This is a genomic window from Nocardia cerradoensis NBRC 101014 (assembly GCF_000308535.1).
Classification (GTDB): Bacteria; Actinomycetota; Actinomycetes; order Mycobacteriales; family Mycobacteriaceae; genus Nocardia; species Nocardia cerradoensis.
Window position 1 is genome coordinate 47008 of sequence record NZ_BAFW01000388.1, and the last position, 13747, is coordinate 60754.

14 protein-coding genes, 1 tRNA gene and 1 pseudogene are annotated in these 13747 nt (G+C 67.5%); 8 read left to right on the top strand and 8 right to left on the bottom strand.

What is annotated here, in order from left to right:
- The first annotated feature begins 89 nt into the window (after window positions 1-89).
- Complete coding sequence (casG, locus tag ON23_RS35190) at window positions 90-1745, top strand: steroid-24-oyl-CoA synthetase (RefSeq protein WP_039784181.1); 1656 nt, start codon at window positions 90-92, stop codon at window positions 1743-1745.
- A 149-nt stretch (window positions 1746-1894) separates the two neighbouring features.
- The gene (locus tag ON23_RS35195; protein ID WP_039784183.1) at window positions 1895-2836 is read left to right on the top strand and encodes a hypothetical protein; all 942 of its coding nucleotides are present in this window, start codon (window positions 1895-1897) and stop codon (window positions 2834-2836) included.
- Between the two features lie 91 nt (window positions 2837-2927).
- Here the strand turns inward: ON23_RS35195 and ON23_RS35200 are convergent.
- The 5 genes and pseudogenes from ON23_RS35200 to ON23_RS35220 form a co-directional block, all read right to left on the bottom strand.
- Window positions 2928-3086: pseudogene (locus ON23_RS35200) on the bottom strand (polyphosphate kinase 2); the annotation flags it as partial.
- A gap of 9 nt (window positions 3087-3095) precedes the next feature.
- Window positions 3096-3407 (bottom strand): DUF3349 domain-containing protein, encoded by a 312-nt coding sequence (locus tag ON23_RS35205; RefSeq protein ID WP_051043786.1) that lies wholly within the window; start codon window positions 3405-3407, stop codon window positions 3096-3098.
- A 10-nt stretch (window positions 3408-3417) separates the two neighbouring features.
- Window positions 3418-3717, bottom strand: coding sequence for a hypothetical protein (locus tag ON23_RS35210; RefSeq protein ID WP_039784187.1), 300 nt, complete (start codon window positions 3715-3717; stop codon window positions 3418-3420).
- Window positions 3718-3722: 5 nt separating this feature from the next.
- Window positions 3723-4958, bottom strand: a complete 1236-nt coding sequence (locus ON23_RS35215; protein WP_039784322.1) for an inorganic phosphate transporter — start codon at window positions 4956-4958, stop codon at window positions 3723-3725.
- A 289-nt stretch (window positions 4959-5247) separates the two neighbouring features.
- Entirely contained in the window at window positions 5248-5700 is a 453-nt protein-coding gene (locus ON23_RS35220; RefSeq protein WP_039784190.1) for a hypothetical protein, read from the bottom strand.
- Window positions 5701-5824: 124 nt separating this feature from the next.
- Here ON23_RS35220 and ON23_RS35225 point away from each other — a divergent pair, with 124 nt between their 5' ends.
- From ON23_RS35225 to ON23_RS35235, 3 genes are all read left to right on the top strand, one after another.
- Window positions 5825-6589 (top strand): maleylpyruvate isomerase N-terminal domain-containing protein, encoded by a 765-nt coding sequence (locus tag ON23_RS35225; protein WP_051043787.1) that lies wholly within the window; start codon window positions 5825-5827, stop codon window positions 6587-6589.
- A gap of 122 nt (window positions 6590-6711) precedes the next feature.
- Window positions 6712-6785: transfer RNA gene (locus ON23_RS35230), tRNA-Ile, on the top strand.
- A 376-nt stretch (window positions 6786-7161) separates the two neighbouring features.
- A complete protein-coding gene (locus ON23_RS35235; protein ID WP_039784191.1) occupies window positions 7162-7653 on the top strand; it encodes a hypothetical protein in 492 nt (163 codons plus the stop codon).
- A gap of 351 nt (window positions 7654-8004) precedes the next feature.
- Here ON23_RS35235 and ON23_RS35240 read toward each other — a convergent pair whose 3' ends face one another.
- Window positions 8005-8808, bottom strand: a complete 804-nt coding sequence (locus ON23_RS35240) for an LLM class flavin-dependent oxidoreductase (RefSeq protein WP_039784192.1) — start codon at window positions 8806-8808, stop codon at window positions 8005-8007.
- 202 nt (window positions 8809-9010) lie between these two features.
- A complete protein-coding gene (locus tag ON23_RS35245; RefSeq protein WP_051043789.1) occupies window positions 9011-9679 on the bottom strand; it encodes a maleylpyruvate isomerase family mycothiol-dependent enzyme in 669 nt (222 codons plus the stop codon).
- 101 nt (window positions 9680-9780) lie between these two features.
- Here ON23_RS35245 and ON23_RS35250 point away from each other — a divergent pair, with 101 nt between their 5' ends.
- On the top strand, window positions 9781-10662 hold the full coding sequence (locus ON23_RS35250; protein WP_039784193.1) for a MerR family transcriptional regulator: 882 nt from the start codon (window positions 9781-9783) through the stop codon (window positions 10660-10662).
- A gap of 22 nt (window positions 10663-10684) precedes the next feature.
- Here the strand turns inward: ON23_RS35250 and ON23_RS35255 are convergent, their stop codons facing one another.
- On the bottom strand, window positions 10685-11302 hold the full coding sequence (locus tag ON23_RS35255; protein WP_039784194.1) for a TetR/AcrR family transcriptional regulator: 618 nt from the start codon (window positions 11300-11302) through the stop codon (window positions 10685-10687).
- A 153-nt stretch (window positions 11303-11455) separates the two neighbouring features.
- On the opposite strand from ON23_RS35255, the gene ON23_RS35260 reads away from it, so the two are divergent.
- Together ON23_RS35260 and ON23_RS35265 are read left to right on the top strand one after the other, a co-directional pair.
- Window positions 11456-12508 (top strand): Rieske 2Fe-2S domain-containing protein, encoded by a 1053-nt coding sequence (locus ON23_RS35260; RefSeq protein ID WP_039784196.1) that lies wholly within the window; start codon window positions 11456-11458, stop codon window positions 12506-12508.
- 39 nt (window positions 12509-12547) lie between these two features.
- Window positions 12548-13633, top strand: a complete 1086-nt coding sequence (locus ON23_RS35265; protein WP_039784198.1) for an NAD(P)H-dependent amine dehydrogenase family protein — start codon at window positions 12548-12550, stop codon at window positions 13631-13633.
- The last annotated feature ends 114 nt before the right edge of the window (window positions 13634-13747 follow it).

The window sequence follows — 13747 nt, forward strand, 5'->3', positions numbered from 1 at the left end:
AAGTCTCGCTGAGCGGAAACGTCGGCATATACCGCCGGTGGGCGTGACACAGTGCGGTGGTTGTGACGCCGCACACAGAAGGACCGCCCATGACCACCACGTCCATGCCCGATATCGCCGCCGTCATGCGCGAGCTGACCGGTCCGGGCGGCCGGTTCGAGCTCGTCGAGGAGGAGGTGCTCGGCGCGCGTATGCCGGTGCTGCGGCATCGCCGCCGCGCGGTCGCGGAATTGCTCGCCGCATCGGTCGCCTTCGGTGACCGGGACTATCTCGTCACCGAGGACCGGCGGCTGAGCTATCGCGAACATGCCGCAGCCGCAGCCGCTCTCGCGGCCGCGCTGCACGAGGAGTACGGAGTGGGGCGCGGCGACCGGGTCGCGATCCTGGCCGCGAACACCGTCGAATGGGTGATCGCCTTCTGGGCGGCGCAGAGCCTCGGCGCGATCGCGGTCGGGCTCAACGGCTGGTGGGTGCCGCGCGAAATCGAGTACGGCCTGGCATTGACCGAACCGGCCGTGGTGGTCGTGGACGCGAAGCGGGCGAAACTGCTCGCCGATATCGACACCCCCGCCGCCGTGGTGACCATGGAGGAGGATCTGCCGCGTCTGATCGCCGCCCACGCCGGCGCCGAACCCACGGTCCCCGACGTGGCGGAGGACGATCCCGCCGTCATCCTCTTCACCAGCGGGACCAGCGGAAAACCCAAGGCGGCCTTGCATTCCCAGCGCAATCTGCTGGCCGTCACCGGCTATTTCGAATACACCGACGCGCTCGCCGCCGCGTTCACCGGAAAGACGCCGGAGCCCGGTGCACCGCTGGATCTGCGCTGCCTGCTGACCTCTCCCCTGTTCCACATCGCCAGCCTGCACAACCTGGTGGTGCCGCGGCTGGCCACCGGCAGTGCCGTGATCATGCCGCAGGGCGGATTCGACGCCGACCGAATTCTGCGCCTGATCGAGACGGAACGGGTGACCAACTGGGGTGCGGTCCCGACCATGGCCTCCCGGCTGCTCGAACACGGCGATATCGGACGCTACGACACCTCCTCGCTCACCGCGTTCGCCCTCGCGTCGGCGCCGTCGTCACCGGCGTTCAAACAGCGTCTGCGCGAGGAGGTTCCGTTCGCGGCCGACGCCCTGGTGGACAGTTACGGTCTCACCGAATGCAGTACCGCCGTCGCCGTCGCGACTCCCGCCGACCTCGCCGAATCCCCCGGCACCCTGGGCCGGCCGATCATCAGCGTGGCACTCGAGATCCGCGATGCCGACGGGACTCCCGTGCCCGAGGGCGTCGAGGGGGAGGTCTACGTCCGCAGCCCCTTCGTGATGCTGGGGTACTGGCGCAACCCGGAAGCCACCGCGGCGGCGATCGATGCCGAGCGGTGGTTGCGCACCGGCGATTTCGGCGTCGTCGAACAGGGCCGCCTGCGCTTGACCGGCCGCAGATCGGATCTGATCCTGCGCGGCGGCGAGAACATCTACCCGGTCGAAATCGAGCAGTGCCTCGACGAACACCCCGACGTCGTGGAATGCGCCGTCGTCGGTGAACCGCACCCCGATCTGGGGCAGCAGGTGGCGGCCGTCGTCGTCCTCGCCGAGGGGTCCACGGCGTCGGAGGCGGATCTCCGCGCATTCGCCCGTGAGCGGCTGGCCTATTTCAAGGTGCCCGAACGGTGGCGGATCACCTCGGAGCCGTTGCCGCGCAACATCACCGGCAAACTGATCCGGGCCGGGATCACAATCTGACAGGGGATCCCTCCCGATATTGCCGAATGTACGCCACGCCGGGCTCTACACTGGTGCGGACCTGATTGCCCTGTGTCACAGAGTGAGTGGTGTGCATGCCTCCGGATCCCGGCCAGATGACGGCGGCGTTCGAACGATTATCGACCCGAATGACGGTGCTGCAGGCCGGAATGCTGCTCGCGCCGACGATGCACGAACAGGGTGCCGCCCGCTACGGCCGCATCGTCGCCGCGCAGCTGGCGGCACTCGCGATCCGTGGTCATATCGACGTGCACATCGGTAGCGACGGATTCGACGGGGCGGATTCGCTGCGCGCGGTCCTGCTGCCCGGCCCGCCCGACGCGGTGGCCGCGGAGGAGCGGCAGTTGTTGCGCCACCTGTTCGGCAACGGATACTCCGTGCGCATCGCCGCCTGCACCGACGGCCCGGGCTGGGATCGGCTGAACGCGACGGTGCGTCACGAGTTGATCGCCAACGGTTTCGGCTGGGCCCGGCCCGACCGCTACCGGGCGTTGCGCACGATGGTCCGGCTGCGCCGGCGGATGCTGGACTACGCGGCGCAGCGACCGGCGTGGCAGGACAACGAACCGCTGCATCGCGCGGGCTATCCCTACGCGGTGCTGTTCGCCGTCGACACCGGTCCGGGCCCGCATTGGCCGGGACCGGAGTACGGCGCGCAGGCGCAGCTGTCCTTGCCGTGGAATCTGCCGCAGGCCTGCGCGCACGCCGTTCGCGATTCGGGCGAGATCGCCTACAGCGCGCCTCCGGTCGGCACCGAGGAGCGGCTGGCCGAGGTCGAGCAGCTGCTGATCGCCATGGACTCCCATTCACAGGGGGTGCGGTACCACCATGTGGTCGAGGCCGAGCGACTGCACCGCTTGATCGACGATTACCGCTGGCGCTACAGCTTTCACACGCTGACCACCTCACCCCGCCCCGACGTACTGCGGGCGGCGCTGCTGGATCTGGTGCGCGAGACCGAAGCCGTGCGCGCGTATGTGCCGCCCGGTGTGCCGGGACACGAAGAGGCCGTATTGGTTTCGATGTACGCGGTGCGACTGTCGGACCTGGTGCTGGATCGGACGCCGTGAACCGGGTTCAGGAACCGACCACGTCGCGAGCGCGGCCGACGATGAGCGGATCGGCGGGAGTGACGATGTCGGGTTCCTGCTTCGCGGGCGGGTACGGATAGCCTTCCCGCCAGGTGTCGACGACGAAACCGTCTGTGGCGGTGAGCAGTACGGGGTCGTCGTCGTCCATGTCGTCGACCGTGAATCCGGTGGTGTCGGTCAGATCGACCGCGGACCCGAGGTCGGCGACAGCACTGAGATTGCGCCGCATATCCGCCCTTCAGTCGTGGAATCCGGTGAGCGGCCAGCCACCGGCGGCCAGTCTCGCCGCCACCTGCCGCAGATCGTCCTCGCTCGGATCGCAGCGGGTGACCTCCACGATCGCCGCCTCCACCTGCTCGCGATCGACGACATCGGGCCGGCCGGCCAGCAGCAGGCCGAGAATCCGGTCGAGTTCGTCCTGGTTCAGCTGTTTCTTCAGCAGTGCGAGCAGCGGGAAGTAATCCTTCGGCGGGACGCCGTCCGGGTAGCCCGCGCGTAGCCAATCCAGGATCTGGGCGAGCAGGCCCTCGTCGTTGGTCCTCGAATTCACCTGTGTACTCCTACTTCTCGACCAGCGTCGGGTAGATGTGCTCGAAACTGACCGCCTTGCCGAAACCGGACGCGACGATGATCGTGATACCGACGGCGATCGCGGCGACCACGACGGCGAAGACCACGACGGCCACCGCGGCGCCGAACGGATTGGGCCGGTGAACGGTCTCGTCGGCCGACTCGTGTCCGTTGGCCACCGCCAGGCCGCGCACGCCGACGGCGAACAGCGCGGGCAGACCGGCACCCAGCACGATGCCGACGAGCAGGATCTTCCAGACCGATTCGAGAACGAGCTTTATCGTTTCCATGGTTCTCAGACCTTCGCGATCGTGTCCGCGGGAGCGACCGGCTCGTCCCATTCGGCGTTGACGTTGGTGTGGTCGACCTTCTGCAGCTGGGCGCGCCGGTACATGTAGACCGAGAGCGCGCACAGGATCGCGAAGGCGATCAGCGGGCCGAGCAGCGTGGGGATCTTCGCCGCGATCACCCACATCACCGCACCCACCACCGCGGCGGCCGGCAGGGTGATCACCCACGCCGCCACCATGCGCAGCGCGATGTTCCAGCGCACCCGCGCGCCGGGCTTGCCGACACCGGAGCCGAGGATCGAGCCGGTGGCCACATGCGTGGTCGAGAGCGCGAAGCCGAGGTGGCTGGAGGCGAGAATGATGGTGGCCGAGGATGCTTCGGCCGCCATACCCTGCGGCGAGCTGATCTCGACCAGCCCCTTGCCGAGGGTGCGGATGATGCGCCAGCCGCCGATATAGGTGCCCAGGGCGATGGCGGCGGCACACGCGAACTTCACCCACAGCGGCACATTGTCGGTTTCGTGCCAGGCGAACGGGCCGGTCGACTGCGGGTCGGAGGCGCTGTAGCCGATCAGCGCCAGGGTGATCACGCCCATCGTCTTCTGCGCGTCGTTGGTGCCGTGCGCGAGCGAGACCAGTGAGGCGGTACCGATCTGCCCCCACCGGAAACCGGCCTCGGTGAACCGTTCGCCGATACCCACCACGATCTTGAAGATCAGGAAGGTGCCGACCGCGGCAACGATGCCCGCGATCACCGGTGAGAACAGCGCGGGCATGATCACCTTGCCCACCACACCGTCGATCTTCCCGTGCCCGATCCACACCACACCCGCGCCGGAAGCGATTGCGGCGCCGATCAATCCGCCGAACAGCGCGTGCGAACTCGAGCTCGGCAGACCCAGCAGCCAGGTCAGCAGATTCCAGATGATGCCGCCGATCAGCCCGGCCATCACGATGATCAGCAAGGCCCGCCCGTGATCCGCGGTGAACTCCGCCTTCGGCGTTCCGTCCTTGTTCTGAATCCTGATCACCGCATTGGTGACCGTCAACGCGACCTCCACCGACAGGAACGCACCGACGAGATTCAGCAGCGCCGAAAGTGTCACCGCGGTCGTGGGTTTGAGGGCACCCGTCGCGATGGACGTGGCCATCGCATTCCCCGTGTCGTGAAAACCGTTGGTGAAGTCGAAGGCAAGCGCCGTGACGATCACCAGCAGTAGGATGATCAGTTCGCTGTTCACCCTCGTGATGGTGCGGTGTGCGGGCGGCGCCCACAATCCCCTGCTCATCGTCGAAAACGGCGCTTACCAGGGTGTTTCATCGATGTCGGGCAGAGATTCATCGAAAGTTCTCAATGGAATCGTCTGGGTGCCATCTGCGGGAATCGGCGGGATTTCGGTGAACTATTCGTGCAAACCTCGGCGTCTTTCCGCGCTTTCCGCCTTTTTCGCCGAGGTTTGCACGGAAAGTTCACCGGGTGCGCGATGGGTGCCACTGCACCACGGCCGCCCGCGCGGTACCGATCCCGCACTAGGCGGCGACGATCGTCTCGGCGACCAGGCGGAGATCCGGCACGGTGTCCTGCGGTTCGCGCACCCACGTGCGGCGCGGATTGCCGGGTGTCGGGAGGGCGATCAACGCGCCGGGTCTGGTCTGGGTGACGAAGCAGCGGAACAGGTCCAGAGACCACCACCCCGCTCCCTCACCGCAGCTGGGATTCTCGGCGAGAAACGACCATACGCATCGATTCCCCACCCCGACCGCCATCACCGGCACCTGCAGATCGCCGAGCATGCCCAGCACCGATGTGCCCAGCCCGGCGGGTGTCATCACCGCACACAGGCGCCCCGACCGCAGGACCAGCGCCCCGATCCGTTCCTCGTACCAGGTATCACCGAATATTTCCCGGTACCGCGACTGCACGGGCGCAATGCACGCGGTGGGCTGTTCGGTTACCTGCTCGCTCGCGTAGATGGCTGTCATCAGCCGATCCTGCAGGCCATTCGCTATCGGACTGTGGCGCTGGAGTGACAGACGTGCTACGTCATGGGCGGGTAGCCGGCATAGTTCGGTGGGGGCCGAAGGGTTTCGCTTCTACTGTCCCGGCATGAGTTCAGTGCAGCAGAGTCGTGAGGCCGGGGCATTTCTCGAGGCGCGGCGGGCCGTCGCACCGGATGTCGTCAGCGCGTGTGCGGGGTGGACGGCGCATGAGGTCACCGCGCATCTCGTGGCCGGGGCCGTCGAGGTCAGCCGGCACCTGGAGCCGTATCTGAACGGTGATCCGGTGCCCGCGACGCGCGGCTTCGAGGAGCGGGAGGCACCGTTCCGGGCGATGAGTGATGCGGAGTTGTTGCGACGGCTGGAGCTCGAGGAGCAGCGGCTGCGGGGGTTGCTCGGGCAGGTCTTGGCCATCGACCGCGAGGCGGTGATTCCCTGGACCGGCCGGACCATGCCGGTGGCGATGTTCCTTCCCCATCTGCGCAGCGAGTTCGCCCTCCACCGCTGGGACATCACCGGCGACGACGCCATCGGCGACGAACTCCTCGGCCAGCCCGAACTCACCTCCCACGCCGTCCGGGTGCTCGGCCCGATGCTGCTGGCGGCGGGTGTGCGCCGCGATCCGTTCCCGGATCAGGATCTCCACGTGCGGCTGCGCTCAGCGGGTGCTCTCGATATTCGACTGTCGGTCGAATCCGGTTGCGCTGAACTGGGATTCGCCGAGGCGGAGTCCGACGAGCCTGGTCTCGATCTGGACGCGGCGGCCCGTCTCCTCGTCCTGTGGGGACGCCGCCCCGAGCACCGCACCCGCGTCCGCAGCGCCCTCACTCCTGCCCAACTGACCAGACTGCACGCCCTGCTCGCCGGCTACTGACGCGCAACGGCGAAACCACCTTCGCGCCATCCGTTTTCACCGCGAGGCGCTGACCCCGGAACCCAACTAGGCCGTTGCACCCCCGACCCGGTAGCATCCCCCACGCGCGTGCAGCGCGGCGAGGGGCGGTAGCTCAGTCGGTTAGAGCCGCGGACTCATAATCCGCTGGTCGTGGGTTCGAGCCCCACCCGCCCCACTCATGCCTTCCCACCAGCGGTAACACCGAAGGGTTCAGCTGGGTGGATCCGCTACAACGCCTGTTCAGCCTCGGACATATCCGGTCGACGGCTGGCGACGGTAACCACGCTGAATCGGGACGTCCGTTTCGGGTGCGGCGACAGGGCCAGGGTGCGAGGCTGGATTCGACAGCGATGCGATCCGAGGAGCAGTCATGGGCACCACTGCCCGCGGCGAGCCCGACAGCGCCGCGTTCGGTCCGGCACCGATATCACCGCCGCACGCCGGCGCCGCTCCTGTCCGCCCACCTGCCCACGACATGGTCGCCGAGCAGGGAGGAACCTGCCTGCCGCTGTCGAACCACCACATCGACTACTCGTTTCAGGGAGCACACGATGTCCACCATCCACCTCACGCACACCACCACGTCGACACCGGAGCAGTTCGTCGCCGCCCTCACCGACTTCGGTCCGGGCCGGTCGAAGCTGTTCGGCAACAGCACCGACGAATACCTTCACGTCCACTCCCAGGACGCCACCCACGCCGACGTCACCGAGGGCTCGCACCGCATCTGGGAGCGCCTGCGCTACGACTGGTCCGACCCGCACCACGTCGTCATGACGACCACCGACTCCAATATGTGGGGCGGCGCGTCCGGCCACACCTACACACTCACACCCATGCCCGACGGGACTACCGAAGTCGATGCCGTCGTGGTGCGTGAAGGCAAGAACTTGACGGGGCATCTCCTCGAGGCGGTGATCGGCACGGTCGGCAAACGTGTTCTGGACAAAGAGCTCGTCAAGACCATCCATGCCGTCGAAGCACGCAATGCGGGCGGGCCGTCGACCGACCCGGCCGCAGGGCCGCACGACATGCATTCCTGACGTCAGTACCGTCGAGCAGTCACCCGAACGACCATCCGACCGCCGCGACAGCACACCTCGAAGATCCCGATCAGGTCCGCTCACAGCGCCACCTCGCCGAACAAGCTTCCATCGCAGCAGACCGGTCGAGGAGCGACGGCGCGCTGGTCCTCTTCCTGGCGCGAAGTCGGTCGGATGCTGCCACCGCGGCAGTGATCTCGAGGCTGCCGTGGCGATCCGGTCGTGACCGCCCGATCCACCTCCGGCCCTCGATACTGGACTACGCGCCGGTGGAGTTGCCCGCCGTGGCCCGATCGCGCTCTGCGATCAGCGGCCGGGGCCGACCCGCCCTAGCGCCCCGCGAGTTCGGCCCTAGCGCCCCGCGAGTTCGGCGACGACCGGGGCGAGCCGCTCGGCGACGTCGGCGCCGAAAACGAAGTAGGAGAAGCCGATCTCCTCGCGCCGCCGCTGGATTTCCTCGGCCGCGGCCGCCGGGTCGTCCGGGAGCACGGCCAGTGCGTCCACCGCGCGCAGAGCGGCCGGGTCGGTGTCAGGGGGCGCCATATGCGGGGCGACAGTGTCGCCGACGACCGGCACGGCGAGGGCGAGTTCCGGGGCCCCGGCGATGCGGAAGTCGCGGGCCAGCTTCTCGACTTCGCCGCGAGACTGGTCCCCCAGCGCGAAGGTGACCGTGTCCGCGACCTCGGCCGCCAGCGCCCGGGCCTTCGGACCGAGGACGGCCATCGCGACCGGCGTGTGACGGTCGGGGCCGTCGAGATCTCGCAGCGCCTCCACCGTCTTGCGCACCTCGGCCAGCCGCTCGCTCGGCGAGACGACGGGCAGCCCCTTGTCGCGCAGCTCGTCCTCGATTCCCGGCCTGCCGGTGCCGATGCCCATCTCGAAGCGCCCCTCGGTCAGCAGCGACAGCGAGTGCGCTTCCCACGCCGTCTGCCACGGCGGGCGCAGCGGGGAGGCATAGACCCAGGTGCCCACCCGCAGGTCGGTCAGGGCCGCGGCGGTGGCCAGCAGAGGACCGGGCGCCGGTTGCGTAAGCGGGAAGTCGACCACCAGCAACGTGGAGTAACCACTGTCGGCGATGCGGCGCACGCGATCCCGCCACGTCGGCACGTCGGTCATGAGCGGGGCGACAACCCCGAATCGAAACGGTCGCGTCATAGCTGGACTCCTGTCGGTCGATGCGTTCAGAGACAGGACGGCGGGCCCACCCGAAATTCATCGGTGGCGCGCCTACGGCCGGTTCCGGGCTGCTGCAGGCTGCGTACGCGAAATCAGCGGCGACCGATACCCGGCTCGAGGGTGGCGGCAACCTCTCCCGCGAAGCACAAATGGTTCTACGCGACATCGCGGCGCGGGAGCCTCACGGCGAGCTATCGCCTGCTCGCTCGGCCAGCAGCTGGGCCGCCCCCTCCCCGGTGAGCTGGTCCGGGGCGGGCCGGCGGCCGGTGACGAGCAGGAGCAGGGTGGTGACCGAACCTTCGATCACCGGTCCGGTGCCGGCGGTCCACTCGCTGTCGGAAGCGACGAGGTGGTAGTCACCGAACTTCTTGCGGGCGTGGAACGGGAAGCCGCCGTTCCATATGCGGTCGAGCGCCAATTCTGCTGCCGCTACCGGCATTTCGCGCGGGATGCCGAGTGGGATGGCGATGTCTTGACCGTGCACGAGCAGATCCATCAGCCGGTCGACGGGGGTTGTGCCGACGGGCGTGACCCGGGCGCCGATGCTGTCGTGCAGCTCGGCCAGTAACTGTGCGGTGGTCCGGCGGTCGGCGTGGCGGATGGCGGTGTCGCGGACCATGCGGTCGAAGTCGCCTCGGGCTCGGATCAGATTGAACAGGATCGCCCCGACGCCGGAATCGGCCGACAGGATCAGGTGCGCGACGACATCGCGAACCCGCCAGCCCGCGCACAGCGAAGGCTGCTCCCACCCATTCTCGGGAAGGGACCGCAGCAGTTCGACGAGACTCGTGCGCTCGACGGCGACGGCCTGCCAGATCTGCGCGGTCTCGATGGTTGTCTTTCTCGCCATTTTCGGAACTCCTCGCCGGATCGGTGTTGCAGTACCGTAGGAGTTCCAGTCGGGTGGAGGTTCCAGCGATTGTGACTCACAGCACACGTCGAGACGGTCTGATGACCATCGGGGAACTGTCCGTGCGCACCGGCGTCCCGGTCCGCACCATCCGCTTCTACTGCGACGAAGGGGTGCTGGAGGCGCGCCGCAGCGCGGCCGGGCATCGACTGTTCGATCCGGCGACCGCGGTCGATCGACTGCAGCTGGTGCGTCGCCTGCGGGCGCTGGGCCTCGGGCTGCCCGCGATCATGGGCGTACTCACCGGAACCACGTCGATAACCGACGCCGTCGCCATCGAAAAAGCTTCGCTGGGTACCGAATTGGCGGCATTGACCTGGCGAAGGGCGGCGCTGGCGGCGGTCGCGAACGCCTCGCCCGCCCAGCGCGCCGCGCGGCTGGAACTGCTGGCCGCCGTCGGTGACCGCCAACGCGCCTACGACGATCTCGTCGCATTCTGGCGCCGCCTGCTCACCCCGATCACACCGGAATTGTTCGACGCGTTCGTCACGATGAACGTTCCGGCCCCGCCCGCCGATCCCACACCCCGCCAGGTCGTCGCCTACGCCGAACTCGCCATCGCCGCAACCGATCCGGTGTTGACCGCCGCGCTGGCGAAACAGCTCTGGCGCCACGATCCCGCACATGTTCGCGACAAACGCGCACTGCTTGCCGGTATCGCCGAGGCCTGCGCGATCGTGGACCCGCTGGTGGCCGACCACGTCGAACCGCGGCCCGGCGCCGAACTCGACCGATTCCTCGCCGCCCACGCCGCGGCCCGGCGCGTCCGCCCCACGGCCGAGTTCCGGCGCCGGCTTCTCTACGGCGCCGACGACAACCATCCGCGCATTCGCCGGTACTGGACGCTCACCACGCAGATCACCGGCACGACCACCACCGGCGCGGCGCAGGACTGGCTGTACCGGGCGCTGAGCCGGTCCTAACGGCCGGTCGCCGCCGGAAACCTCACTTCTCCAGGTACGCGACCATTCCGTCGATGAGTCCTTGGATGGCGTCGTCGAGGTTGCCGTAGGTACCGAGGGTGCGTTCGGAGGTGATACCGCGCATGGCGGCGGGGATGAGGGCGGCGACCCGGCGGATCTTCACCGGGTCGACGCCCAGGTCGGCGAACGCACGTTCACATGCCTTGTCCCAGTTGGGTTTCCACGAGGCGAGTTCGGCGGCGGTCAAAGGATAGTCGCGTTCGAGTTCGGCGTGGTCGCGGGGCAGAGCGGCGCGCAGAGTCTCGATGGCGAGGGATTCGGGCCGGCGCAAACCGATCGCCATCGTGTTGATCAGAGCGCTGACCCGTTCCGCCAGGGTCCCTTCCGTCGCGATGCCGGCGGGCAGGTCACCGCGCTTGTCGGCGGTGTAGCGGAGCACCGCCGCCCACAGTCCGTCGATATCGCCGAACTGATATTTCACGACTCCCCAGGTGGCGCCGATGTCGCGGGCGATCCGGTTGCCGGATACGGCCGCGGGGTCGCCGGTGGCCAGCGAGGTGATCGCGGCTTCGAGCATGGCCTCACGCGACTGGATACCCCGCTTGTTCGCCCGCCGCCCGGTCACCTCTACATCCGTCACGACGGTCGATAATACCGCCTCTGAACTCGCGACATCCAGTTTCAACGAACCCTCTTGTTTTCTTTCATAGAGGGTTCTACGCTTGTGTCGCCGGGCGCGGGTTCAGCAGTCCGCGCCGCGGCGTACAGCCCTCGCCGAACGTGGAGGATCGAGATGGCAAAACCACCCTTGTCGATGGAGCCGACGGGCTGGTTCCAGGTCGCGTGGTGCACCGAGATTCCCATCGGCGCGGTCCACAAGATGAAGTACTTCGGCCGCGAGATGGTCGCGTGGCGCTCCGCATCGGGGCAGCTGGCGGTGTTCGACGCGTATTGCGAACATCTCGGTGCGCATCTGGGCTACGGCGGGCGCGTCGACGGCGAGAACCTGGTGTGCCCGTTCCACGGATGGGAGTGGAATCGGCAGGGGCGCAACGTCTGCATCCCCTACGAGTCACATCCCAACAAGGGTCGCCGCATCCGCAGCTATCCGGTCGTCGAACGCAACGAGGCCGTGTGGATCTGGTACGACATCGACGGTCGCGCACCGTATTTCGAGGTGCCGGACATCTTCGAGGCGTTCGGCGACGACAAGACCGCCGCCGACTATTACCCGCCGGTGCCGGCGGCCACACTGTTCCGGCCGGGGCTGGAACTGCATCCGCAGTACATCATGGAGAACGGCGTCGACTTCGCGCATTTCAAGGTCGTGCACAAGACGCCGTTCGTGCCGGAGTTCACCCGCCACGATTTCTCCGGCCCGGTGTCCTACGTGGATTTCACCATCGCCTTCGACGAGGGCGTCAGCGAATCGGACGTCAGCAGTGGCGTGGAGTCCATCAACGCCGGGCTGGGCTGTTCGATCACCAAGAGCTGGGGCATGGTCGACAACCGCACCATGCCCGCGGTGACCCCGGTGGACGCATACACCTCCGACGTCCGGTTCACGGTGTGGATCGGCCGCAAGCCGGGCGACGACAGCCCGGAGATCACCCGGTACGGCAAGACGATGGCCGATTTCGTCATCGAACAGTTCGAGGCCGACATCGACATCTGGGCACACCAGCGCTACTCCGATCCACCCGCGTTGAGCCGCAAGGAATTTCAGGGATTCACGGCGCTGCGCCAGTGGGCGCAGCAGTTCTATCCCGACGGCGGCCCCGCGGGTACCGACCCCCACCGGCCCCACAGCGGCGCAGTAGTTCCCGCGGCCGACGCGACCGCCTGAGCATCGTCACACCTCAGCCAACACACCGAAAGGCACGCTATGAGCACGTCCGACACGATCCGGGTATTCCAGGTCGCCACCGGCAATCTCGGCACCGAGATGATCGGGCGGATCCGGAACCATCCGGATCTCGAACTCGTCGGGCTCCACTCCTACACGCCCGAGAAGATCGGCCGCGACGCCGGTGAGATCGTCGGCCTCGACCCGATCGGCGTCACCGCGACCGGCACCGTCGAGGAGATCATCGCCGCGCGCCCCGACGTCCTCACCTTCCACGGCGTGTTCCCCGACGAAGACCTCTACGAGAAGGTGCTCGAAGCGGGCATCAACGTGGTCACCACCGCGGATTGGATCACCGGTTTCCACCGCGACACCAACCATGCCCATCCCTCGGGCCGCAAGGTCAGCGAGGTGATCCAGGCCGCGTGCGAGCGCGGAAACGCCACCTTCTACGGCACCGGCATGAACCCGGGCCTGTGCCAGATCCTGGGCATCGTGCACACCGCCGACGTCGCCGACATCGAGAACGTCACCGTCACCGAATCGGTCGACGTCTCCTGCCACCATTCCGTCGACACCTGGAAGGCGGTGGGCTACGGCCGCCCGATCGACGACCCCACGATCCCGGACTCGCTCTACCAGTACACCGCCGTGTTCGCCGACTCGGTCTACCTCATGGCCGACGCCTTCGGCCTCGAGCTAGACGAAGTGACGTTCAGCTACGAACTCGGCGCCTGCACCAAGGACGTCGACCTCGGCTGGTACTTCATGCCCAAGGGCTCACTCGGCGCCAACTACATCAAGTATCAGGGCATGGTCGACGGCGTCGCGCGCGTGGAGACCCATCTCGAATGGCAGATGACGCCGCACACCGACCCGTCGTGGGAGATCAAGGGCTGCTACATCACTCAGGTGACCGGCGACCCCAACATCTACAGCAAGCACATGATCTTCCCGCGCAAGGGTTTCGACCTGTCGAACCCGGAGAACTTCGCCTCGATCGGCATGACCGTCACCGGCCTGCCGGCGCTGAACGCCATCCGCTCCGTAGTCGCCGCGCGCCCCGGCATCATCACCAGCGCGGACCTGCCGCTGCGCAGCTTCGCGGGACGCTTCAAGATCTGAGCTCTCGGCAGCCGCATCCCGGCTCTTCGCATGAATCGCTCATGCACGGGGTGCGGCTGAATCTCGTTGCGGGCTTTCGCCGTCCGAGGCGGTTAGGGTTGGGCAAAGGGGTTG